Raw genomic sequence first — 23,207 nt, forward strand, 5'->3', positions numbered from 1 at the left:
CGTGTTCGAGCCGATAGCCATCGTTGGTCGTGGGTGCGTACTACCGGGCGCACTTGACCCGGATGCGTTCTGGGACAACATCATCGAAGGCCATGTCAGCCTCACCAGGGTTCCCGAAGGCCGTTGGAGACTGCCCGCCGGCGACGTGCCGCTTGGCATCCGCAGCGACGTCGGCGGTTATGTCTCCGGCTTCGCCGATGTCTTCGATCCTGATGGTTTGCAGGTCGATGCCGCGCGGATCGACGTGCTGGACGAGTCGTATCGCTGGGTACTGCACGGTGCACGTCAAGCACTGGGAGAAGCAGGCATCAACCAGCCCCACGAACGCGCCGGACTGGTGCTCGGCAATCTGTCGCTGCCTACGGATGGCATGGTGCGTTTTGCCGAGAGCGTGTGGTTGTCCGACCAGACGCCTGCTGTCCGGGCGGTTTTGTCCGGCCTGCTCGATGGGCCCGAGCCCAGCGCGCTGAACCGGTTTTCCTCCGGTATCCCGGCGCATTTCGCGGCGGCCGCGCTCGGCTTGGGTGCGGGCGCGTTCGCGTTGGACGCGGCGTGCGCATCGTCGCTCTACGCGATGAAGTTGGCGTGCGATCGCCTGCACGATGGCGCGGCGGACCTCATGGTGGCGGGCGCGGTCAACCGGACCGACGATCTCGCGATCCACCAGGCGTTCAGTGCGCTGTCCGCGCTGAGCCCCACTGGACGCAGCCGTCCCTTCCACCGCGACGCCGACGGCCTGGTCCCGGCCGAAGGTGCGGCCTTCGTCGCCCTGATGAGGTTGTCCGACGCACTCGCCGCGGGCGTTCGGATTCGTGGCGTGATTCGCGGGGTCGGACTGTCCAACGACGGACGGTCGAAAGGCATCCTGGTGCCCACCGAGGAGGGCCAGGTTCGCGCGCTCCAGCATGCCTATACCGACGCTGAGATCTCGCCCGAGTCGGTGTCGCTTCTCGAGTGCCACGCGACCGGCACCAGCCTCGGCGATGCGGTCGAGGTTCGCAGCACATCGCGGGCCTTCGCCGGGGCGCGGGATCTGCCGATCGGTTCGGCGAAGTCGAACACCGGCCACCTCATCACGGCCGCGGGAGCCGCCGGTGTGCTGAAGGTGCTTGCCGCGATGGACGCCGGCATTCGCCCTCCAACGCTCGGAGCCGACGAGCCGATCGAGGCGCTGCGCGACACCCCATTGCGCCTGCTGCACGAAGCCGAAGCATGGGAAGGCCACCGCCGTGCCGGGATCAGCGCGTTCGGCTTCGGCGGCAACAATGCCCACCTGGTCCTCGAACAATGGACAGGTGACAACGTGGTCGTAAGTGCGAAAACCGCCCCCCACCGGTCTTCGCACTCACGACCCGATGAGGTCGCGATCGTGGGTATCGGCGCGCGAGTCGCCGACTGCGCGGACTCCGACGAGTTCCGCGATGCGCTACTGCGTGGAACCCCCCGCCTGGGCCGTGCCGTCGACTACGCGGTCGCTGTCCCGGAACTTCGCGTGCCACCGGCGGACCTGCAGAAGTCGCTGGGCCAGCAGGTGTCGATTCTGGAGGCCGCCCGCGAGGCGGTGCGCGATGTCAGTCTGGTTCGGGATCGGACGATGGTGCTGATCGGCATGGGCTGCGATGTCGAGGTGGCCCGCTATCCGACCCGCACACGCGTGGCGAGCAACCTCGGCGAATCGGAGCAGCGCGAGCAGTATCCGAACGCTTTCGCGCCGGTCCTCGACGCTCCCGCGGTCGTCGGCACGATGCCGAACGCCGTGGCGAACCGGATCAATGCCCAGTTGGACTTGGCCGGGCCGAGCTTCACCGTCTCGGCGGAGGAAGCATCCGGTCTGGTGGCGCTCGAAATCGGCGAGCGAGCCTTGCGCTCGCGGGAGGCCGATGCGGTGTTGGTCGGTGCCGTCGACCTCTCCCACGAGCAGGTGCACCGCAAAGCCCTCGCAGACCTGAACATCGACGTTCCACCCGGCGATGCGGCCGTCGTGCTGATCCTCAAACGCCTAAACGACGCGCGCCGGGACGGCGACGACGTACTCGCCGTCCTCACCGACCCCCAACCGGACGTTGGCCTCGTCGTGGGTGACGGTGCAATTTCAATGGAAATTAGGGATCCGATTTCCATTGAAATTGCGAACCAGCAGAATCAGGTGGCTCATAGCTCCAGAGAAACCTTCGACCCCGCCGAGATTTTCGGGGTGCCGCATGCGGCCAAGGGGCTGCTTGCCGTGGCGTGCGCCGCCGTGGCCGTGCGGCATGGGGCGATACCGCGTGTCGACCGGCCGGCCGATCCGTCCGTTGACCGTCGGAGCGCGGCTGTGGCGGTGTCGACGCTGGGGGCGCGGGAGCGACATCTCGGACTCCGGGCTGACTCCGTGGATTCGTGGATCGCCGATGGTGCTGGCAGATTGCACGTGTTTTCCGGCGCCGATGCAGCCACTGCCCTCGCTGCCGCGCGGGCAGGCCGGGAAACCGACACGGGACCGGCGCGACTGGTCGTCCGGGCAGCCGACCATACTCAGCTAAACGATCGGATCGGGGCCGCCGAACGTTGGCTGGCCGGGCAGGGCCTCCAGCCGGAAGGGGTGGCGTTCCGGCCCAAACCCATTTTGGGCGAAACAGCATTCGTGTTCTCCAATGGTTCAGCCAGCTACCCGCGGATGGGGCGAGAGGTCATGCTCGCGCTGCCGGATATCCGACAACGAGTTGAACAGCGTTGTGGCTCGCTGACCGAGCTGATCGGATGGGCGTTTGCCGGGACGGCACCTCGCGCGTTGGACCAGATTTGGGGTGCCTCAGTACTCGGTCAGCTGCACACGGAGATCACGCGGGGCTTGCTCGGCGTGAAACCCACCGCGGTCATCGGCTATTCCTCGGGGGAATCCAGCGCCTTGGTCGCGATGGGCGCATGGCGCGACGTACCGCGGCTGGTTGCGGAGGTCGAGGACTCCGTGGTGTTGACCAGCGCGCTCGCCGGGGAGTTCGCCGCTGTTCGCCGGGCGTGGCGGCGGAATGGCGTTACGGGCGAGAAATGGGCCGCCTACATCGTCAGCGCATCAGCGGAAGCCGTCCGCGAGGCCGTCGCCGGCGAACCCGCCGTGCACCTGATGGCGATGAACGCGCCCGGGGTGAGTGTTCTAGGCGGTGAATCCGAAGGCTGCCAGCGTGTGCTGCGGCGGCTGGGACAACCGAACGCACTGCCGCTCGACTACGACATCGCCGCGCACGTCCCGGAGGTCGACGAGGTACGGAACCAGTATTGGGAGCTGCACCGCAGGCCCACCTTCGACCTGCCGGACATGCGCTTTTACTCCTGCGCCACCACGGAGCCGTACGTGGTGACCGAGCAGAATGCCGCCGATGCCGTGACCGCGCAGGCGGTCGGCACAATCGATTTCATCGGGACCGTCGAGCGGGCGTGGCGGGACGGGGTCCGGGTGTTCATCGAGCACGGGCCGCGCGGACTGTGCACGGGATGGATTCAACGCATTCTCGGCGACCGCGAACATGTGGCCGTAGCGCTGGATTCGGCTGACGGCCGGAGCCTGCGCCAGCTCACCCGCGCGGTCGCGGAATTGGTCGCAGCGGGTGTCATCATCGACCACGAACGGCTTTTCGGTGCGCTGGCGACCGGTCGGCCCGCGCCACGCCCCGTGGTCAAGACGTTCGTCACCGCGGCGCATCCTCCGCCGATCGTGCTACCGGAACCGCACCCGGAGCAGCGAATGCAGCCGGCACCGGTGCTTCCTCCCGTGGGCGAGCTGCTGGCACCGGTCCCGGATCCGGCCGGTGAGCCGCTACTGCCAGTCCAGACTCCGGCACCCGTCCAGACTACGGTCGAGAGGAAAACACTCCACGCGGACGGCGAATGGCACCGCATCGTCGCCTCGACGCACCAGGAGTTCCTCGAAAGCCATGCCCAGGTACATCAGCAGTACCTCGCCCTGCTCGAGAAATCACGCATGGTCCTGATGAGCCGGCCCGGTACGCCCGGTCTGGGCGAGGTGCAGGACACCGTTGACCAGGTACGTTGGTCAGAGGCGGCCTTCACCCAGCACCCAACCGGGCAGTTGAGCGGCCCGATCTTCGGTCGGGAGCAGCTTGTGCAGTTGGCGAGTGGCCGGATTTCGGAGGTGTTCGGGCCGGAGTTCCGGGCACAGGACGGGTTTCGGCGTCAGGTCCGGATGCCCCAGCCTCCGATGCTGCTGGCCGACCGGGTGACCGGGCTCGATGCGCCGCGCGGGCGGTTGGGGACCGGCACTATCTGGACCCAGACCGACGTGACCGCCGATGCGTGGTATCTCGATCCGACCGGGCGCATGCCAGCCGGGCTGATGATCGAGGCAGGACAGGCAGACTTGCTCCTGATCAGCTGGATGGGGGTGGATCTGCTCAACCGCGGCGAACGCGTGTACCGGCTGCTGGGCTGCGAGCTGACTTTTCACGGCAGCCCACCCGCGCCCGGTGAGATGCTCGACTTCGACATCCACATCGACGCGCACGGCGACCACGGTGGCACGCGCCTTTTCTTCTTTCACTACGACTGCCGGGTCGACGGCGAACTCAGGCTGAGCGTGCGCGGCGGCCAGGCGGGGTTCTTCAACGACCACGAGCTTGCCGACACCAGCGGCGTCCTGTGGGATCCGGCCGGCGAGACCCCGGAACCCGCTCGATGGCTCGATGAACCCCAGGTGGTGTCCTCGGCGCGCAGCTTCTCAGCCGAGCAGGTCGCCGCATTCGCGGCGGGGCGGCCGGACGACTGCTTCGGCCCGGAATGGCTGTGCACCCAGGCGCACGTCCGCACCCCGCGCATCGACGGCGGAAAGATGCTGCTGCTGCGCGAGGTCACCGAGTTCGATCCGGCTGGCGGTCCGTGGAAACGCGGCTATCTGCGGGCGGAAACACCGGTCTCCGCCGATGACTGGTTCTTCGAAGGCCACTTCAAGGACGACCCGTGCATGCCCGGAACCCTGATGTACGAAGGCTGCCTGCAGGCAATGGCCTTCTACCTTGCGGCACTCGGGCACACCGTGGACGCCGACGGTTGGCGGTTCGAGCCGGTGACCGGCGTACCGGTGGCCATGCGCTGTCGTGGCCAGGTGACCCCGGACAGCCGGTCGATCACCTACGAAGTTTTCGTCACCGAAGTTTCGGCGGGTCCGGTGCCGACGCTGACCGCCGACGTGCTGTGCACGGTGGACGGGGTCAAGGCGTTCCACGCGAGACGAGTCGGGCTGCGCCTGGTGCCGGATTGGCCGCTGGCAACCTTGGTCCCCGTTCAGGATGCCGAAGTTGGCAGCGGCATCTTCGGCCGTCCCGGGCTTCTCGCATCGGCCTGGGGCAAGCCGACCGATGCGTTCGGCCCCGCGTTCGCCCCGTTCGATGGCGTCCGTCGTTCGGCGCGGTTGCCGGGGCCGCCGTACCACTTCATCTCGCGGATCGTCTCGGTCGACGCGCCGCAGGGCGCGATGACCGCAGGCGGTCACGCCGTCGCCGAATACGATCTGCCGGCGGATGCCTGGTACTGGGCGGAGAACGGGTACCCGGTGATGCCGTTGGCGGTGTTGATGGAAGTGGCGCTGCAGCCATGCGGGTGGTTCGCCTCCTACGCGGGATGCACGCTGTCGTCCGAAGAGGACCTTCTTTTCCGCAATCTGGACGGCAGCGCCACTATTCTCGGCGAGGTGGACCAGTCGGTGCAGACGCTACGCACGACGGTCACCCTGCTGGACATTTCCCGGTATTCCGGCACGATCATCGTCTCCTTCGCTGTGGACGTAGAGGCCGATGGGCAACGGTTGCTGCATGCTTCGAGCGTGTTCGGGTTCTTTCCCGCACGGGCATTCGCCGAGCAAATAGGCCTGCCCTCCACAAGTGGCGAGCGACTTTCCGGCGACTCATGTCGAGAGCTGCTTCCCTGCGACGGGCACGGCTCGTTGAGACTGGCTGGTCCGATGTTGCTGGTGCTGGATCGCATCACCGGGTACTGGCCCGACGGCGGCAAGGCCGGGCTCGGCCGAGTGGTGGCGGAGAAGGACATCCGGCCCGGCGAGTGGTATTTCAAGGCCCACTTCTTCCAGGACCCCGTGCAACCGGGCTCGCTGGGGGTGGAAGCGATGTGCCAGCTGCTGAGGTTCTACATGATCGACCGTGGGCTGGGCGACGGCCTGACCGACCCGCGGTTTTCGTTGGTGACCGATCGGCCGCTGACCTGGAAGTACCGGGGACAGGTCACGCCGGCCAACCAAACAGTGACAGTCGAGTTGGACGTGCTGGAAATCGGCGAGGGCCCCGACGGCCGCTTCGCGGTGGCCGACGCTTCGCTGTGGGTCGACGGCGCTCGCATCTACCACGTACCGGAACTCGCGCTGCGCGTGGTTGAGCAGAACCCGTGAGTTCTTTGGGGCATTGCTGGTCGGCTCCGAGCCTTGGGTTCGTCAGCGTGTGGGGTTCCAGAAGTTGGCCCGCGTGTCCGACCTGCGGCTATCGCTGCACTCGCCGGGCAGAGCATGATCGCGAACCGTGTCCCTGCGTCTGGTTTATCTGATCTTCATACGGCTTGTGGGCTGGCTGGTGTTGCTCGGCCGCTCGTCGGTGTCGAAGGACGTCGAACTGCTGGTGCTGCGTCACGAGGTGGCCGTGCTGCGCAGAACCAACCCGAAACCCCGGATGGACTGGACCGGCCGGGCGGTCAGGCATAGGGAGCTGATTTCTGGAATCCCACACGGTGTTTTTGGCGCTGATGGTCTTCTCGTTGACCCGGTCTGAGGAGAAGATCTTGCCGTCGAGGATCACATGGGTCCAGCCGTCGTCTGTGGCCTGTTGAAGTGCCTCATGCAGGGTCCGGGCGCTGGTCGGAGAGCACTTCGGTGACCTCGTCGAGGTAGCGGTAGCCGGTCGCGCGGGAGATCCCGTGATCACGTGCGAGTCTTGCGATATCGGTGTTGTCCCGGAACCAACGCAGCCCCAGCACTGCCTGGTCGAACGGGGTCAGTGCCCGGCGTCCTTTCGGGTACCGAGCTCACGACGGTGGGTGGCCAGCAGTCCGGCGAGGTAGAGGGCGAGGTCGTGGGGAACATCGAGGATGATGCCCCTATGGATGTCAAGCGGGCGTGGCGAGGGTATCGCGGATGATGCGGTAGACGGCCCGAGCGAGGAAGCGTTTGAGGCAGCGGATTATCTCGCGTTTGGACAGTCCTTCGGTGGTTCGCCGTTGCAGGTAGTCGCGGGTGCGCTTGTCCCATCGCAGGCCGGTGAGCACAGCTCGGAACAGCGCGGCGTTGGCCTGCCGGTGCCCGCCTCGGTTGAGGCGATGGCGCTGGGTCTTGCCCGAGGACGCCTCGACCGGGCTGACACCGCACAACGCCGCGAACGAGGACTCGCTTCGCAACCGGTGCGGGTTGTCGCCCGCGGCGATGAGCAGCGTCACTGCGGAGTCCGGGCCGATGCCTCGCAACTCCAGCAGTGCGGGTGCGGCGGACTTGACGGCCGTGGCGATGCGCTGCTGGAGGTCGTGGATCTCCTCGGCGAGATACTGGATACGACAAGCCAGCCGTCTGAGCGTGTGCGCGACAGCGGCGGTGACACCGCGATATGCCTCGGAATCCAGGTTGGCGGAACGGGCAACGAGCCGGCTGAGACTCAGGCGAAGCGAGTTCCTCACGCAACTGCGGCTCGGCGTTGACCAGGACAGCTTTGAGTTGGTTGATCGCCTGGACCCTGGCCTTCACCGCAGAGTCCTTGGCGAGTTTGAGCGCCCGAATCGCTTCCACCGGCCCGTCACCGCTTTTCGGCGTGACCGCGGCTTCACCGGATAACACCGCGCGGGCAGCTGCCTCGGCATCCACCGTGTCGTTCTTGCCGCGGCGCCTGCGCATTGCCCGGTTCGGTCTGTTGACCTCGACGACATCCACGCCTGCCTCACGCAGGAGGCGAGTCAGCCCTGCCCCGTACGAGCCGGTGCCCTCTACCCCCGCGCGACTCATCACGCCGTAGGAGCCGGCCCACCCGATCAGCTCTTGATAACCGGCCGCCGTCGCTGGAAACGCCCGACTGCCCGCTACAACGCCCATCACAGTGATCACGACAGCGACGTGGAAGTCCTTATGAGTATCCACACCGAGGATGATCTGGCCGTCGGTCTGAGGCTGCGGCAGAACGCTGGCCATGGGGCGTTGTCTCCTGGTCTACTCGCCGAACACAACAGGCCACCGCCGGCCGTGGCGGTCAGACCTGTGACGGTGCCGGACGCGAAGGCCCCTATCGAGACACGCTCACCAAACCGACGGCGGCACGCCCTGCGCCGGGTCGTAGCCGACTGATCACACTCAAGGCATCAAGGCCAGGCACGATACGGGTCAGACCACGACCCGGAACAAGCCCCCACCATCCTCACAGGCGCGATAGGTAATCACGTGGGGTCCTACCTGGTGAAGATCATCTTTGGTCGGATTTCTTCTACCAAATGACCCCACGTCCCACATCACCCGGGCCGGTCCTGCCTGATCACAGCAGCCTCAGCGACCACCCGAAAACGATCTTACCGAGATCACCTCAATACAAATCCCTTGCATCCCAGCGAAGGCCGAGGTCGTGCAGCGGGCGGCGTGGATCTCATCCTGTTGTGATCCGCTTGGATTTGACAGTGACCCGTTCTTGCGTGCTGTCACCCTCTCGTTTGCTCACCCAAGCGTCAAAAAGCTGCATTCGGCGATCGACTTCTCCTTGCGCGTTCCTGGTCACGATTACTAGATTCTTCTTGGTATCGCCATTCATCGTCGTCTTGATCCAGTGACTGAACTCGGAGCTCGGGCTGACACGGGTGATCGTAACGCTACCGCCCGCGTGTCCGGCGAGCTGCTGCTCATCCGAGAGTGCGTCAGTATCGAGGTCGAGTGACGTCTCGCCTGCATCCCGGTGACCAATCTGATAATGATATTTCAGGATTCTTTCCACTTCGGTGCCGTCGATGACAATTTGAAAGACGTGATCGAGTGCTTCGTCTGCGTGCGTCATGACCGCCCATTGCCTTTCGGTAGCGTGAACATACTTCTTGCCGTGCGCGTCGATTCCTTGAAAATCTCCGGAACTAAACTTCATGCGCCGGGCGGGTTCCGGCAAGCACGACATCGATCTTGCGCACTGTGCCAGAGAGCTCCCCTACCGGCGCCGCCGTCACGAACTTTCCATGACACGCCCGATGTGGACTATCTGCCGTAATAACGGCCGTGTTCTCGGTCGTGCCCCGTAGGCAGTGGTTGTCGCGACGCTGCTACCGGCCTGGTTGTCGGGTTCCCGTGCAGAGTCCCACCTCCTCAATGCGGCGCCGCCAGAAGCTCGTTGGCTTACCTCGTGCGCATGATCACAATGCTAGCGGAGTCAGCTGGACGGAACCGGAAAATCTCTCAACTTGCCGGAAATTCGCTAGGACTGCCCAGCGCAGTGTGCTCTGAACATGATGTTTATGGCCTAACGGCCACGCGCGTCAGGCATGGGCAAGGGCACGTGCGGGGGTTCGGGACTGTCGATCCGCTCCCAGGAGAGGGCCGGCGACACACTCGAACTCCCGCCGGGGGTGCCGGTGGCACCATCCCCCGCGTGCGCGGGGTGGCACTTCTTGAACTGGTGTTTTATCTCGGTCAGGTCTGGTTTTCATTCATCCGGACCGCGGGCCGGCGCGGAGCTTGCTCGTCGGGTTCATGCGTTCTCCGCAACCACTGCTGGGATTGCGACCAGGACATCAAGGTCGGCCGGCGCCGCGGGGAGCTGTACTCTCACACCATCCCCGGCACCTCCGAAAACTGCCCAGGATCAAGCCGACGAGTCCGTCCCGAAGATCCTGCATCCGGAGAGATCGTGGAGGTCAAGTGCATGGACGAACCGAAGGTCCAGCCAGAGGTCCGGCTGGCGCAGTCGTCAAACAGCGTGTACGCGATCCCCGCGGGTCTGCCCAGCACCGGTTGACGCCGCAAATAGCCACTACTGATACAGACTCAATGAGGTGATCTCGGTAAGATCGTTTTCGGGTGGTCGCTGAGGCTGCTGTGATCAGGCAGGACCGGCCCGGGTGATGTGGGACGTGGGGTCATGTTCACCCTGGCCGGCGAACTCCCTGCCGCGATGCTGGCCCGCATGCTCGGAATCAGCGTCAAAGTCGCCGTCACATGGCAACGCTCCTCCAGCGGAGACTGGACCAGCTACGCCGCCAGCATCAGCCATCGATCCACACACGCGGAGAGGCGATGACGCACCCTGCTCCCGTCATTTGCCTGATAGGCCCAAGCACCTACCACGATGCCGGAACTTTCCGTCGCCGTCGCGAGCGATCCACATGATCGAGGCTTGTGGGCCGCCGTCAGCGTTCAGGGTGGCAAGGGTGGCGAAATTCGCGCCGCCGATGATCTTCTTGGCGAGCTCGCTCCAATGCTGTGATCGGCACACTCTCCTCATCCCGCCGGCTTCGCCATGTGGACCAGGGACAGCGTCTCGGCGACGACTTCGCGATGGGTCTCGGTGTAGCCGACCTTGCGGTATAGGCCGATATTCGCCAGGCTGCGGTCGCCTGTGCGGAGCACGAACCGTCGCACGCCCTTGCTGGCGTGCTGCTCGACCGCGCGCAGCAGGGCAGCGCCGATCTGTCGTCCTTGCCCAATCCGACATACCCCAAGCTGACACTGATCGTGCAGGAGGAGCCGTTTATGTTGACGGGTTCGCCGAACGCCGCCTGAATTCGCCTGCCGAGCTCGCGAGGATCCTCAGGCGCGGGATCGAGAAGGATCACGAATTCGTCGCCACCCATGCGCGCAAGCGTATCTGTGCGCCGAATGCAGGCGCTAAGGCGAGCGAAAGCCGTACACAGCACGGTATCTCCCGCCTCGTGCCCTAGGAGACCGAAACGTCGAGGTTGCTGACCCTGCGACAGAGCCCTGCCGAGCCGCAGCAGCAGGACGTTCCGCGTAGACGCACCGGTGAGAGGATCATGGTTGGCCTGGTAGCTCAGCTGCTGCCGGACCGCGTGCAGTTGACGCAGAGTGATGAGCTGCCGAACAACGACCAGCGCCATGTACACCGCATCAGAAAACCCAATAGCAACGAGGCCTGCGACCAACCACGCCAGGGGCAACCGCAAAATCCCGTACAACGCAATCGCGAACAAAATTGCGATGACGATCAGGATCAGGTCGGCCAGGGCGTAGGAAGTCACCACGAGAAGCCTGCCCACTCGGACGCCGTCTACTTGCCAAACCACACCGAACGCGATTTTCCAACTCAGCGCCGCCAAACTTCCCACGATGATGAGCCCATCGAGCACAACGACCACGAGCGGCGGGGCCACTTCGTGCTCTTCAACTGCCCCCTGATCCTTCTTCACCAGGACGAACAAAGCAAAGAAGGTAAACAGGGGAAGCCCGAGGTAAAGGGCGTTCGCAGCATTCGGGAAGGTCATCGGATCGATGCTGCGGTACCAAGTCCACAGCGCATGCGCGGTGGTGAAGCAGCCGAGCGCCAGGGCCATCAACCATCGCCAGCGTCGCTCGGGACCCGTCCCGTACAACCCCGTCCACGCGAAGACCGCAGCTGCGGCAGCAGCGGCCACCACACCGGTCAAGTCCGCAACGAGCTGGCTGATCGCAGTCCCCAGCAAGCCCGAGATCACCAGTGCAACGACAGCAACGTTCACGACGGCCACGCTGACCGCCGCCCGGTACCTGGGCTGTCGTTCATGCATGTTCGGACCGCGATCTGGTTATCCCGGATGCGACGTCGTCGACGCCAGACCAGAGGATTGCGCAAGCCCTTCGGCCCCGCAGGACCTCACAATAGCGCCTTGCCGTCCGACACCACTACGCGCAGCGGTCAGGCAGTCCGTGCCGAGGCGACTGGCTGCCGAGCAATGATGTCGACCAAGATCCGCCGGGTGCATCGGCTACCCAACGGATGCCCTAGGGCATCAACAGGCTGTTCAGCCCTCGTGAACCCCTCGATCTCCGAACCGAACTCCGCACCGTGGCCGACGTAGTACTGGGCCGCGAAACCGTCGGCGAACTCCGGGAGCACCTAGGTGAGTTCGCGGTGGATCGTCGCGCAGTGGTAGCGCTCCATGAAGTTCTCGATGGTCTAGCCAGATCGTCGCTGCGCACCGCGCAGAACCACTCCGCCTCGACGATCCGGGACTGCTCCAGGGCGAAGATCGCCGGATCGGTGTAGAACTGGCCGGCCGGGGTGGTCAGGAGGCTCTCCGTCGGTCCGGTCGTCGTCATGCACGCCGGAGGTCACCACCTGCTCCACCCGGCCATCACAGCACCATCACCGAGCGCAGCACCCCGCCGCGGTACATCTTCTCGAACGCCGTCTCGACCTCGTCCAGCGCGAGCCGCTCACTGACGAAGGCGTCCAGGTCGGTCCGCCCCGACTGGTGCAGTTCGACCAGTACCGGGAAGTCGTGTTCGGGCAGGCGGTCGTCGTACCACGAGTGGTTCTCCGGCAGCTCAACAAATGCACCTTCGCTGCGTGCCACCACGTCACGAACCTCACCACGCACGGGCAGATCCTCCGCGAAGCAAACCCAAACAAGAACATCTGTGTTTTGCATAAGGCACACAGTTCCTCGACGCGAACCCCACGATGGGGCCGGACGCACTCACTGTCAAGCAGGAGCTTTGGCTTGACCTCGTGTTTTTCTATGCGCAACAGTTCGGGGGCTCGTCATCACCGCGATCGTCGACGAGTTCCGCCCCGCGAGCACCGGCCGTGCTCCTCGCCCAACGATTTCAAGTTGCACGCCGACGTGGACAGCAGCGCACATGGGTGAAGGCGACCTCAGTCGCCACAACCAGTCCACCTTCGACGAAAAACCTCCACCAGACCATCAAGCCTGACCTGATCACGATGCTCCCACCCCGAAGCTGACCATCGCGGTCTACCAGCGCCGCCGATTCCGTTTCTTCCTTTCGTAGTAAGCGCTTCCGATCGTGCTGCGTTGTGGATCTACGTAGATTCTTGACACCGGGTCCGCCGCACGGCATTGTCTAGCGCACTCGAAATGGTGCCAGATTGTCTCGCTCTGGTAGGGCTTTCGCCCGCTGCTCGCCACCGAGATGCTACGAAACATCCAGTTCCCTCCGTCTCGTTCCGTGCTGGCGCGCAGGTATCCGAACCCCGACCTCTTCAACGAAACGAGAGGAGGCGGCGTCCCCTGGACGCCGATCAGCATGGCTCCGAACAATCCCGCCAACCCACCCGACCCCGTCCCCGAAGCCGACAGACCAGCCCGCGTCGACCGAATCGTTTTCGGGGTTTCCGCTGCCCTGGCCCTGGCCTTCGTCGGCTGGGGCTTGTGGCGCACCGACTCGCTGAGCGCGCTGTCCTCAGCGGTGCTCGATTGGTTGATCGTGAACGGGGGCTGGGCATTTGTGCTCGTCGCCAGCGGCCTGGTGGTCTTCGCGCTGTGGCTGGCAGCCAGTCGCTACGGGCGGATCCCGCTCGGCGCGGATGGCGAGTCCCCTGAGTTCAAGACGGTGTCCTGGGTGGCGATGATGTTCAGCGCCGGGATGGGTATCGGCTTGATGTTCTACGGCGTCAGCGAACCTCTCGCGCACTTCACCCAGCCCCCGCCCGGGACCGTCCCGCCGGGCAGCGACGCGGCCGTCGAGACCGCGATGGCCACTTCGCTGTTCCACTGGACGCTGCACCCGTGGGCGATCTACGCGGTCGTAGGCTTGACCATCGCCTACAGCAGCTTCCGCCGTGGTCGCCGTCAATTGATCAGCTCCGTATTCGCCCCGCTGCTCGGCAAACGGACCGCTGGTGGGCCCCTGGGCAAGCTGATCGACGTACTGGCCATCTTCGCAACGCTTTTCGGTTCAGCCGCCTCACTGGGTCTCGGCACGCTGCAGATCGGCAGCGGGCTCAGGGCCAGCGGCTGGTTGTCGGACTCGCCCGGGGTTGGCCTGCTGGTAGCAGTGATCGCAGTGCTGACCGTCGCGTTCATCGCCTCAGCGGTATCGGGGGTGGCCAAGGGAATCCAGTGGCTGTCCAACATCAACATGGTGCTCGCCGCGATCCTCGCCGTGTTCCTCTTCGTGGTGGGTCCGACCGTCTTCATCCTCGACCTGGTGCCCTCGGCCATCGGGGACTACTTCCGCGACATGGGTGAGATGACTGCGCGCACGGGCGCGACCGGCGGGGATGCCATGCAGCAGTGGCTTTCCTCGTGGACGATCTTCTACTGGGCGTGGTGGATCTCCTGGACCCCGTTCGTCGGCATGTTCATCGCTCGGATCAGCCGTGGCCGCACCATCCGCCAGTTCGTCTGCGGCGCAATTCTCGTGCCGGCCGTGGTCAGCGTGGTCTGGTTCGCCATCTTCGGAGGCACCGCGATCGACGTGCAGCGAAACGGCACCGACCTGGCTTCCGCAGGCGCAGCGGAGACTCAGCTCTTCGACGTGCTGGCTCACTTCCCGTTGGGAGCGGTCACCGGCGTGCTGGTCATCGTCCTCGTGGCGATCTTCTTCGTATCCGGCGCCGACGCCGCGTCCGTGGTGATGGGCACGCTGTCGCAGCGGGGATCGATCGAACCGCGCAGCTCTGTCGTCATCTTCTGGGGCGTAGCAACAGGAGCGGTCGCTGCGGTCATGCTGATCGTCGGCGGGGGCAGCGACAACGCGCTCACCGGTTTGCAGAACCTGACGATCATCGTGGCTGCTCCCTTCACAGTAATCATAGTCCTGCTGTGCGTATCGCTCACGAAGGACTTGCGCAGCGATCCGTTGATCCTGCGCGCCGAGAAGGGCGCCGAGATAATCGAGGCGGCCGTGCGCACCGGAGACACGCGCTACGACGGGGACTTCCAGCTCGAGGTGCGTAGTGCCAATCCAAATGCTCCCGACGCCCAGCTGGCGGAGGAGGCCGTGGAAGAGCCGCACCTCGACAGCACCAGGCTGATCGACGTGCACGCTCCTGAAGCCAGCAACACCCGCAGCACGTCCGAAGCGGCCAAGACATCCGTACGAACGGATTCGCAGTAGGACCTCCCGTGGGCAACCCCCTGCGTCGGCGGGGTTGCCCACGGCTACCGCGGTGGTGACCGTCGGCAACGGACCACGGCCGGTCACAAAACCCGTACCGATGTTCCCGAATCACTTTCGGTCCATTGTGAGCTTCTCCGGACCTCGCGAGCAGGTCACGGATTCCAGTGCGGAACGGCGGAGGATTTCGGCTTTGACGAGCAACTCGCGATGCTCCGCATCCGCATCCGAACTCCAGGTGATCCCGCCGCCGGTGCCGTACTCGATCTGCCCGGCTTCCCGGTCGACGACAGCGGTGCGGATCGCGACGCTGAAGCGCGCTCTGACCGGGGCGGATGGAGGCGCGAACCAGCCGACGGCGCCGCAGTACACCCCGCGCGGCCCATCCTCGAGTTCACGGATGAGCTCCATCGTGCTCGCCTTCGGTGCGCCAGTGACCGAACCGCAGGGAAAGAGGGCCCGGAAGAGGTCCGTCAGCCCAGTACGAGGACGCAGGCGCGCGGTCACGTCGGAGGTCAGCTGCAGCACAGTGGGGTACCGCTCCACCGACAGCAACGACGGCACCCGGACGCTGCCAGGCACCGCGACCCTCGCGATGTCGTTGCGCATCAAGTCGACGATCATCACGTTCTCGGCTCGTTCCTTCGCACTCCCGCGCAGCGCCCGTTCCAGGGCCAGGTCTTCCTCCTGATCACGGCCCCGGGGCGCTGTTCCTTTCATGGGCCGCAACAACACCTCGTCGCTCCGCAGCTCGAAGAACAGCTCCGGACTCGCGCTGGCGATCTCGAACCGCCCGAGGTCGAGATGAGCGTTGTAGGCCCCGCCTTGGGAAGTCGCCAGGTCTCTGTAGAGCCCGGCCGGGTCGCCGGCGAAACTTCCGCGCATCCGCACGGTGAGGTTCGTCTGGTAGGTCTCCCCTGCCGCGATCTTTTCCCGGACCCGGTCCACCTGTGCGCGATACTCCAGCGGTGACCAGTCTGGGGCCCATCGGGCGTCGAAACCGCCCGCCTCGAAACCACTGTCCACAACAGGCACCTGCTGGGGCGGTGCTGTGAGCCCGAACCAGGCCAACGGCAGCCCTTCGCGGGAGGGGTGGACCGCGAGGCCGGGATCGAGTCCTGCCGCGGCCTCGTAGGCCAGGAACCCGAACGTCCAATGCCCGTTGGAGGTAGCGTTTTGCACGAGGTCGAGGATCGGCGCCACTTCCTCGGGCTGGTGCGCGATCAGCACGCGGGACGGCGCCGGGAACCGCAATGCGGTCCCGGCGCGAAGATCATCGAATCGGGCGCCTCCACCTGGCGCCGTCCTGGAGATGCCGACGGTCATGTGGCACGGGTCGCCAGGTCGAGGGCTGCCAGCAGGTGGAACGAGCCGCTCACCACGATCGGCACGTCGTGATCGCTCAACGCCGCGGCGCATCGCAACGCGGACTCCGGGCTGGGCTCGATGACAGCGGGCACGCCGACAGCGCGAGCGGCAGCGGCGATCTCGTCGGCTGGGCGTGAGCCCGCAACTGCGTGGTCGCCGCATTCCGAGGTGAACTCGGTCGCGACGACGAGGCCGGCGACTGGTGCGATGGCGCGGACAACATCGTCGAGTTCCTTGTCCTGCTTGAGCGCCAGCACCCACGGCACCGCCCGACCGGGATGGAGCTCATCGAGAATTCGCACGACTGAGCCGATTTTGAGCGCGTTGTGGGCACCGTCGAGGACCACGAGCCGTCCGTCGACGATTCGGCGCTCGAAACGACCAGGAAGGGACGTGCGCTCCAATCCAGCGCGCAATGCGGCCGGATCGATGGTCCAGCCGTCACGGGATGCAAACGCTCGTACTGCGGCCACAGCGAGGCGCGCGTTCATGGCCTGGTGATTTCCTGGAAGCCCGAGCGGCAGCTCTCCGTAGCCCGGCAGCCGCAGCGTGGTGATGTCGCCATGGGCCTCGGCCCGGTCCACGAACTCCAGTCCGCACAGGCGCCGTGCGGCCTCCTGTTCCAGCACCGTGTCCACCGCGGGGTTGTTGCGGATGCTGATCGCCTTTCCGCCTTCGGCGAGGATTCCCGCCTTCTGCACGGCGATCTCCGGCAGCGTCTCGCCCAACACGTCCTGGTGGTCAAGCCCGATCGAGGTGAGCACGGCGAGCTTGTCCGTCCGCGAGATCGTGTTGGTGGAGTCCAGCAGACCTCCGATTCCAGTCTCGATGACGCTGCAGTCCACCTCGCCGGCGAAGAGACCGAACGCGATCGCATTCGTCACCTCGAAGAAGGTCGGGCGACCGAACCCTGCCCGCTCGACATCAGCGATCGCGGGCCGGACGCGATCCAGTTCGGTGACCAACCGTTCGGCTCCGACCGGTTTCCCGTTGACCTGGAAGCGCTCCAGCAGGCAGTAGGCATGCGGCGACAGGTGCGCCCCAACTCGAAATCCGTGCGCCGTGAGGATGGAAGCGATGAACGCGCAGACCGAACCCTTGCCTGCCGTGCCGGCGACGTGCACGGCCTTGACCGCGTTCTGCGGGTGACCGAGCCGGGCGAGAAGCGCCCGTGGCCTGTCGAGGCCGGTGCCGTGGATCGCCTTCGCAGTGCGTCCGGGCGTCAGCTCCGCGTAGAGGTAGCGCAGTGCATCTCGGTACGCGCTGGACTGCCCCGACTCGCTCGACGCCGTCGTCGGGGCAGTCCGGTCGGGCACGATGGTCATGGGAAAACGACCGTACTTTGGCCGTTGAGGAGTACCCGGCGCTCGCAGTGCCAGCGCACCGCGCGGGACAGTGCGAGCGCCTCGGCGTCGCGTCCCACGGTTTGCAGCGCACGAGGGTCGTAGGTGTGGTCGATCCGAATGACCTCCTGCTCGATGATCGGCCCCTCGTCCAGGTCTGAGGTGACGTAGTGCGCGGTGGCTCCGACGAGTTTGACGCCGCGGTCGTATGCCTGGTGATAGGGCTTGGCGCCCTTGAAGCCGGGTAGGAACGAGTGGTGGATGTTGATGGCACGGCCGTGCAGCGCCTTGCTGGTCTCATCGGAGAGGATTTGCATGTACCGCGCCAGCACGACCAGGTCGGCGTCGTACTCGTCCACCAGGCCCAACAGGCGCGCCTCGGCGGCTTCCTTCGTCTCCGGGGTGACCGGGACGTGCACGAACGGCAACCCCGCTGCCTCCGCCATCGGTCGCAGGTCCTGGTGGTTGGACACCACTGCGACGATGTCAGCGCCGAGGCTTCCGGCCCGCCAGCGGAAGATCAGGTCGTTCAGGCAGTGGCCCAGTTTCGAGACCATGACCAGGATCCGCGCGTTCGTGTTGGCGCTGAACTCGTAGGTCATCTGGAATTCGGCGGCCACCGGCGCGAACTCGCGCGACAACTTCTCCAGGTCGGTGCCCTCGGGCGCCGTGACCTGGGTGCGCATGAACAGCCGGTCCCGCACGGCGTCGTCGAACTGCTGGTGCTCACCGATGTCGCATCCGTGCTCGAACAGGTAGCCGCTCACCGCGCGCACGATGCCGGTGCGGTTCGGGCAGTTCAAGGTGAGGGTGAAGGTGTCACTCACGCGGATCTCCTCAGCACTCCACGATGTTGAGAGCCAGCCCGCCGCGGGCTGTCTCCTTGTACTTGTCCTTCATGTCGGCGCCCGTCTCGCGCATGGTCTTGATCGCCTTGTCCAGCGACACGTGGTGCGCGCCGTCGCCGCGCACCGCCATCCTGGCCGCGGTGATCGCTTTGACCGATGCCACGGCGTTGCGCTCGATGCAGGGGATCTGCACCAGCCCGCCGACCGGGTCGCAGGTCAGGCCCAGGTTGTGCTCGATACCGATTTCGGCTGCGTTCTCCACTTGTTCCGGGGTACCGCCGATGATCTCGGCGAGCCCGGCGGCGGCCATCGAGCACGCCGAACCGACCTCGCCCTGGCAACCGACTTCGGCACCGGAGATGGACGCGTTCTCCTTGAACAGCACACCGATGGCGCCCGCGGTCAGCAAGAACCGCACGACGTCGTCGTCGTTGAAGTCGGGCAGGAACTTCTGGCCGTAGTGCAGCACTGCCGGCACGATCCCGGCTGCTCCGTTGGTCGGGGCAGTGACCACGCGGCCGCCTGCAGCGTTCTCCTCGTTGACCGCGAGCGCGAACAGCGTGACCCACTCCATCGCGTGCAGCGAGTCCGCTTCATTCGCATTGATCTCCAGCTGTGCCCGCAGCTTCGCGGCACGACGGCGGACCTTGAGCCCGCCGGGCAGTGTTCCCTGGGTGTGCGTGCCGCGATCGACGCACTCGCGCATCACCGACCAGATGTGCAAGAGCCCGGCGCGAATCTCCTCTTCCGACCGCCAGGACAGCTCGTTCGCGAGCATGATGTCGCTGATGCCCAGCCCGGTCATCTTCGTCAGGGCGAGCAGCTCGTCGCCGGTGGTGAACGCGTACCGAACCGGCGTGGCGTCCTCGACGAGCACCGGTCGTCCCGTCTCGTCCTCGTCGAGCACGAATCCGCCGCCGACCGAGTAGTACTCGCGCCGGTCGAGCTCGCTTCCGTCTGCACCGTAGGCCGCGAATACCATGCCGTTGCTGTGGAAGTCGAGCCGCTTGCGGCGGTGCAGGACCACGTCGTCGTCGACGGAGAACGCGATCTCCTGCTTTCCAGCGAGTTTGATCCGACGCTCCTCGCGCACCTGCTGGACCGCGGGGTCGGCGGCCACCGGGTCGACCAGGTGCGGTTGCTCGCCGGCCAGTCCGAGCACTACCGCCTTGACGCTTCCGTGGCCGTGCCCCGTGGCACCGAGCGACCCGAAGAGTTCGCACCGCACGCGCGTTACCTGGTCCAGCATCCCGGATTCGCGGAGCCGCGTGGCGAACAGGTAGGCGGCACGCATCGGGCCGACCGTGTGCGAGCTCGAGGGCCCGATCCCGACCTTGAACAGGTCGAACACGGAGATGGTCATCGGCGGCTCCCTGGTCGCGTCGATACCATGAGATATTGGGTTAATATATCAGTCACATGCAAGAGGTACACCTAAGAAATGGGCTATATATGTCCATGCGGATTTCAGCCCTAAGATTGCCATCGTGACCACTGCCCCGCACGAGCTCGAACCGGCACCCGCCTCGCTGGCCGAGCGCGCGTACGCCGCCATCCAGGACCAGCTGATCATGCTGGACATCCCGCCGATGGCACCGATCGACGACCTCGCCCTGAGCGAGGCCCTCGGCATCGGCCGCACCCCCGTCCGCGAAGCGCTCAAGCGCCTCGAGGTAGATCGGCTGGTGGTCTCCTACCCACGCCGCGGCACCTTCGCCACCGGTGTCGACATCACCGACCTCGCCTACATCTCCGACATCCGCACGCACCTCGAGCCGCTGGCCGCCCGTCGCGCCTCCGAGAACGCGCCGGCAGTCATGCGCACCAAGCTGACCGAGCTGGCCGACGCCATCCAGGACAACGACGTGATGCGCATGTCGCGCCACGAGCTGATGCAGTGGGACCTGCGGGTGCACCGCTCGATCTACCGCGCAGCAGGCAATCCCCACCTGGAAGACACGCTGGTGCGCTACAACAACCTCGCCACGCGGATCTTCTGCGTGTTCTTGGAGCGGATCACGCATTTCGACCGGCACGTCGACGAGCACGTCGGCCTGCTGCGAGCGGTCGCGGACGGTGAGAGCCGGAAGGCCGAGAAGATCGCCAGGGACCACGTCACCGGATTCGAGAAGGCGATCCGGGCGATCATCTGACCGCCCGATCACCTGCGCCTCAGCCCTCGACAGCGCCGAGCACCCCGAGCGCGTCGACCGTGGCCGCCACGTCGTGAACCCGGAGCACCTTCGCTCCGCGTTGCGCTGCCAGCACGGCGGCGGTGACCGAGGCCGCCTCCCGGTCCCCGACCGACCGCCCGGTGATCTGGCCGAGCATCGCCTTGCGCGACAAACCGGCCATCACAGGTGCACCGAGTTCGGTGAACGAGCTCAGCGACCGCAGCAAGGTCAGGTTGTGCTCGAGGGTCTTGCCGAATCCGAACCCCGGGTCGATCACGATGTGCTCGCGCGGGATGCCCGCACTCACGCAGACCTCGATCCGCTCCCGGAGGAACCCGGCCACCTCGACGAGCACGTCGTGGTAGCGCGGGTCCCGCTGCATCAGGCTCGGTGGCCGGAGCATGTGCGACAGGCACACCGGCACCCCTAACTCCGCCGCCGCCTCGACCGCACCGGGATGGCGGAGCGCACGCACGTCGTTGATCAACGTGGCACCAGCAGCGACCGCTTCCCGCATCACCTCCGGTCGCGAGGTGTCGATCGACAGCGGAGCGTCCGTCCGCCGCGCCAACTGCTCGATGACGCCCACCACGCGGTCGAGCTCCTCGGCGACGCTCGGCGGGCAGGCGCCCGGCCGCGTGGATTCACCGCCGACGTCGAGGATGTCAGCGCCCTCTTCGATCAAGCGGAGTCCGCGCCACACGGCAGCGCCGCTGTGCCAGTAGGCACCGCCGTCGGAGAACGAATCCGGTGTGACGTTGAGGATTCCGCACACCAGCTTGCGCGGACCGCGGAGCATTCGCAGCAACTTCCCGACAGCAGCTGCGAGAACCCTTGAGTCGACGGCAGTTGCCAGCGGGCCGGTCATGCTGCGATCCGGGAAGCCGACTCGACCGTGTGCCGCAGCAGCAGCGCTGTCGTCACCGGCCCGACTCCGCCGGGCACCGGGGTCAACCCGGCCACCGAACCAGCCACTTCCACCTCGTCCACGTCACCGACCAAACCGCCGTCAGCGGTCGGATTGGTTCCCACATCGATCACGACGGCACCGGGGTTGACGTGCTCGGCACCGATCAAGCCGACCCGGCCGACGGCCACCACGAGGATCTCAGCGGGACGGGTGTGCGCGGCGAGATCACGGGTGTGGCGGTGGCACACGGTCACGGTCGCATCGCGCTGCAGCAGCAGCTGGGCTGCTGGTTTGCCGACCACATTGGAGCGTCCGACGACGACGGCCCGACGCCCGGCCAGCGGAACCTCGTAGTGGTCCAGCAGTTCCAGCACCGCTGCGGCGGTTGCCGGGACGAAAGCGGGCATGCCAGCGCTGAGCCGTCCCAGCGACACCGGATTGGCGCCGTCCACGTCCTTGTCCGGGTCGATCAACGCCGCCAGGTCCTCGACGGACGCTTCGCTGGGCAGCGGGGTCTGCAGCATTATTCCGTGCACCGACGTGTCCGCGCTCAACGCGGTGAGCCGGCTGCGGATCTGCTCGGGTGTCGCTTCGGGGCCGAGATCGACGATGTCGCACCGGATTCCCGTCTTGGACGCGGCGTTCGCGATCGAGCGGACGTACCAGGCGGTGGATTCGTCGTCCGTGGCCACGACGGTCGCCAAGCGCGGCGGTGTGCCGGCCGCTGCGAGTGACTCCGCTGCCGCTGTCACCCCGGCGCGGATCTCCCTGGCGAGCGCCACCCCGCTGAGCGCTGCCGTGGTCGGCTCATCGGAAACGAGTTGTCCGGTCATCGTCCGATTACCTCCCGTACTGCGGCGGTGACCTTGTCCGCGCGCGCGGCGATGTCGTCGACTTCGGCGATGGCGGCGATCAGCTCGGCGCGCTCCTCGGCGCCGCTGATCCCGTTGAGGTTGACCTCCACGTTCACGCGCGCGGTGGTCGCTGCGGCGCGGGCGGCTTCCGCAGCAGCAGCGATGTCGCTGATGACGTTGCGATTTCCAACCGGCAGCAGCTGCTCGGCCAGACCGACGACCTGCTCGGCGACCGCAACCACTCTCGCGGGCACCCGGCCGGCCTCGATCAGGGCCGCCGCGATCGCACGCGACCGGACGTCCTTCTGCTCATCGGTGGACCGCGGGAGCGCATAGGCCGCCCCGACCGCTCCGAAAGCGGAGGCATCGTCTTCGGCCAACGCCAGTGCGAGCTCTCGGAGGTCGTCGGCGTCGTGCCGCACGGCTGCGATCGTCGCGGCGTGCTCGGAGTACTTCTCGCCGTCGCTGTAACGGGCGACCATCCCGATCAGCGCGGCGGCCTGGGCAACGTGCAGCCCGGCGCTCGCCCCACCGCCCGGGGCTGCTACCCGGGCCGCGAGCGAGCCCAGGAAACTTTCGAGGGTGTCCTTGCGCATGGCATCGGTCTTCCTGCTCGGCGGGCTGAACCCGCGGACGGGGGTGGGGTGCGCGGTCACCGACCGCCAAGACCGCGCACCCCGGCTCTCGG

General features: G+C 66.1%; 17 protein-coding genes and 2 pseudogenes. 5 read left to right on the forward strand and 14 right to left on the reverse strand.

Translation table 11 applies throughout. The annotated features are described in order from the left end of the window. The first annotated feature begins 1 nt into the window (after position 1). Together AC07FN_RS22780 and AC07FN_RS22785 are read left to right on the forward strand one after the other, a co-directional pair. Positions 2-6,391 (forward strand): beta-ketoacyl synthase N-terminal-like domain-containing protein, encoded by a 6,390-nt coding sequence (locus AC07FN_RS22780; protein WP_478397425.1) that lies wholly within the window; start codon positions 2-4, stop codon positions 6,389-6,391. Positions 6,392-6,518: 127 nt separating this feature from the next. After that, positions 6,519-6,764 carry a hypothetical protein gene (locus AC07FN_RS22785; RefSeq protein WP_478397426.1) on the forward strand — a complete coding sequence of 82 codons (246 nt, stop codon included), beginning with the start codon at positions 6,519-6,521 and terminating at the stop codon, positions 6,762-6,764. 64 nt (positions 6,765-6,828) lie between these two features. Here the strand turns inward: AC07FN_RS22785 and AC07FN_RS22790 are convergent, their stop codons facing one another. From AC07FN_RS22790 to AC07FN_RS22805, 4 genes and pseudogenes are all read right to left on the reverse strand, one after another. Beyond that, on the reverse strand, positions 6,829-6,969 hold the full coding sequence (locus tag AC07FN_RS22790) for a hypothetical protein (protein WP_478397427.1): 141 nt from the start codon (positions 6,967-6,969) through the stop codon (positions 6,829-6,831). 129 nt (positions 6,970-7,098) lie between these two features. Next, on the reverse strand, positions 7,099-7,659 hold the full coding sequence (locus AC07FN_RS22795) for a transposase (protein ID WP_478397428.1): 561 nt from the start codon (positions 7,657-7,659) through the stop codon (positions 7,099-7,101). Between the two features lie 28 nt (positions 7,660-7,687). Then, positions 7,688-8,164, reverse strand: a pseudogene (locus AC07FN_RS22800) (IS110 family transposase); the annotation flags it as partial. A gap of 445 nt (positions 8,165-8,609) precedes the next feature. Beyond that, entirely contained in the window at positions 8,610-9,116 is a 507-nt protein-coding gene (locus tag AC07FN_RS22805) for a hypothetical protein (protein ID WP_478397429.1), read from the reverse strand. 966 nt (positions 9,117-10,082) lie between these two features. Between AC07FN_RS22805 and AC07FN_RS22810 the strand changes: the two genes are divergently transcribed. Further along, positions 10,083-10,241 carry a hypothetical protein gene (locus tag AC07FN_RS22810; RefSeq protein WP_478397430.1) on the forward strand — a complete coding sequence of 53 codons (159 nt, stop codon included), beginning with the start codon at positions 10,083-10,085 and terminating at the stop codon, positions 10,239-10,241. 109 nt (positions 10,242-10,350) lie between these two features. Here AC07FN_RS22810 and AC07FN_RS22815 read toward each other — a convergent pair whose 3' ends face one another. From AC07FN_RS22815 to AC07FN_RS22825, 3 genes and pseudogenes are all read right to left on the reverse strand, one after another. Further along, complete coding sequence (locus AC07FN_RS22815; protein WP_478397431.1) at positions 10,351-11,676, reverse strand: diguanylate cyclase domain-containing protein; 1,326 nt, start codon at positions 11,674-11,676, stop codon at positions 10,351-10,353. 290 nt (positions 11,677-11,966) lie between these two features. Then, positions 11,967-12,110: pseudogene (locus AC07FN_RS22820) on the reverse strand (SRPBCC family protein); the annotation flags it as partial. A 181-nt stretch (positions 12,111-12,291) separates the two neighbouring features. Then, positions 12,292-12,537, reverse strand: coding sequence for a hypothetical protein (locus tag AC07FN_RS22825; RefSeq protein WP_478397432.1), 246 nt, complete (start codon positions 12,535-12,537; stop codon positions 12,292-12,294). 670 nt (positions 12,538-13,207) lie between these two features. Here AC07FN_RS22825 and AC07FN_RS22830 point away from each other — a divergent pair. Continuing rightward, entirely contained in the window at positions 13,208-15,022 is a 1,815-nt protein-coding gene (locus AC07FN_RS22830) for a BCCT family transporter (RefSeq protein ID WP_478397433.1), read from the forward strand. Between the two features lie 111 nt (positions 15,023-15,133). Here the strand turns inward: AC07FN_RS22830 and pabB are convergent, their stop codons facing one another. Genes pabB through AC07FN_RS22850 form a run of 4 tightly spaced genes read right to left on the reverse strand, consistent with a single transcriptional unit; the run spans position 15,134 to position 19,944 of the window. Further along, positions 15,134-16,348 (reverse strand): aminodeoxychorismate synthase component I, encoded by a 1,215-nt coding sequence (gene pabB, locus AC07FN_RS22835; protein ID WP_478397434.1) that lies wholly within the window; start codon positions 16,346-16,348, stop codon positions 15,134-15,136. Continuing rightward, the gene (locus AC07FN_RS22840; protein ID WP_478397435.1) at positions 16,345-17,715 is read right to left on the reverse strand and encodes a bifunctional folylpolyglutamate synthase/dihydrofolate synthase; all 1,371 of its coding nucleotides are present in this window, start codon (positions 17,713-17,715) and stop codon (positions 16,345-16,347) included. The genes pabB and AC07FN_RS22840 overlap by 4 nt, the downstream gene beginning before the upstream one ends. Continuing rightward, complete coding sequence (gene purU, locus AC07FN_RS22845; RefSeq protein ID WP_478397436.1) at positions 17,712-18,560, reverse strand: formyltetrahydrofolate deformylase; 849 nt, start codon at positions 18,558-18,560, stop codon at positions 17,712-17,714. Before purU ends, AC07FN_RS22840 begins: the two co-directional genes overlap by 4 nt. A gap of 10 nt (positions 18,561-18,570) precedes the next feature. Continuing rightward, positions 18,571-19,944 (reverse strand): L-serine ammonia-lyase, encoded by a 1,374-nt coding sequence (locus AC07FN_RS22850; RefSeq protein WP_478397437.1) that lies wholly within the window; start codon positions 19,942-19,944, stop codon positions 18,571-18,573. 115 nt (positions 19,945-20,059) lie between these two features. Here AC07FN_RS22850 and AC07FN_RS22855 point away from each other — a divergent pair, with 115 nt between their 5' ends. After that, complete coding sequence (locus AC07FN_RS22855; RefSeq protein ID WP_478397489.1) at positions 20,060-20,734, forward strand: GntR family transcriptional regulator; 675 nt, start codon at positions 20,060-20,062, stop codon at positions 20,732-20,734. Positions 20,735-20,753: 19 nt separating this feature from the next. On the opposite strand, the gene folP is transcribed toward AC07FN_RS22855, so the two are convergent. The 3 genes from folP to AC07FN_RS22870 all read right to left on the reverse strand — a co-directional run bounded on the left by folP (position 20,754) and on the right by AC07FN_RS22870 (position 23,115). Continuing rightward, positions 20,754-21,554, reverse strand: coding sequence for a dihydropteroate synthase (gene folP / locus AC07FN_RS22860; RefSeq protein WP_478397438.1), 801 nt, complete (start codon positions 21,552-21,554; stop codon positions 20,754-20,756). Positions 21,555-21,619: 65 nt separating this feature from the next. Then, on the reverse strand, positions 21,620-22,498 hold the full coding sequence (locus AC07FN_RS22865; protein WP_478397439.1) for a bifunctional 5,10-methylenetetrahydrofolate dehydrogenase/5,10-methenyltetrahydrofolate cyclohydrolase: 879 nt from the start codon (positions 22,496-22,498) through the stop codon (positions 21,620-21,622). After that, positions 22,495-23,115 carry a cyclodeaminase/cyclohydrolase family protein gene (locus AC07FN_RS22870; RefSeq protein WP_478397440.1) on the reverse strand — a complete coding sequence of 207 codons (621 nt, stop codon included), beginning with the start codon at positions 23,113-23,115 and terminating at the stop codon, positions 22,495-22,497. Before AC07FN_RS22870 ends, AC07FN_RS22865 begins: the two co-directional genes overlap by 4 nt. Positions 23,116-23,207: the final 92 nt, after the last annotated feature.

This window comes from Saccharopolyspora sp. NPDC045941, assembly GCF_056431445.1.

Bases quoted from the DNA above. Each gene is read 5' to 3' on its own strand.
- AC07FN_RS22810 (WP_478397430.1), top strand. From the start codon at position 10,083: ATGTTCACCCTGGCCGGCGAACTCCCTGCCGCGATGCTGGCCCGCATG.
- AC07FN_RS22830 (WP_478397433.1), top strand. From the start codon at position 13,208: ATGGCTCCGAACAATCCCGCCAACCCACCCGACCCCGTCCCCGAAGCC.
- pabB (WP_478397434.1), bottom strand. From the start codon at position 16,348: ATGACCGTCGGCATCTCCAGGACGGCGCCAGGTGGAGGCGCCCGATTC.
- AC07FN_RS22840 (WP_478397435.1), bottom strand. From the start codon at position 17,715: ATGACCATCGTGCCCGACCGGACTGCCCCGACGACGGCGTCGAGCGAG.
- AC07FN_RS22850 (WP_478397437.1), bottom strand. From the start codon at position 19,944: ATGACCATCTCCGTGTTCGACCTGTTCAAGGTCGGGATCGGGCCCTCG.
- folP (WP_478397438.1), bottom strand. From the start codon at position 21,554: ATGCTCCGCGGTCCGCGCAAGCTGGTGTGCGGAATCCTCAACGTCACA.
- AC07FN_RS22865 (WP_478397439.1), bottom strand. From the start codon at position 22,498: ATGACCGGACAACTCGTTTCCGATGAGCCGACCACGGCAGCGCTCAGC.
- AC07FN_RS22870 (WP_478397440.1), bottom strand. From the start codon at position 23,115: ATGCGCAAGGACACCCTCGAAAGTTTCCTGGGCTCGCTCGCGGCCCGG.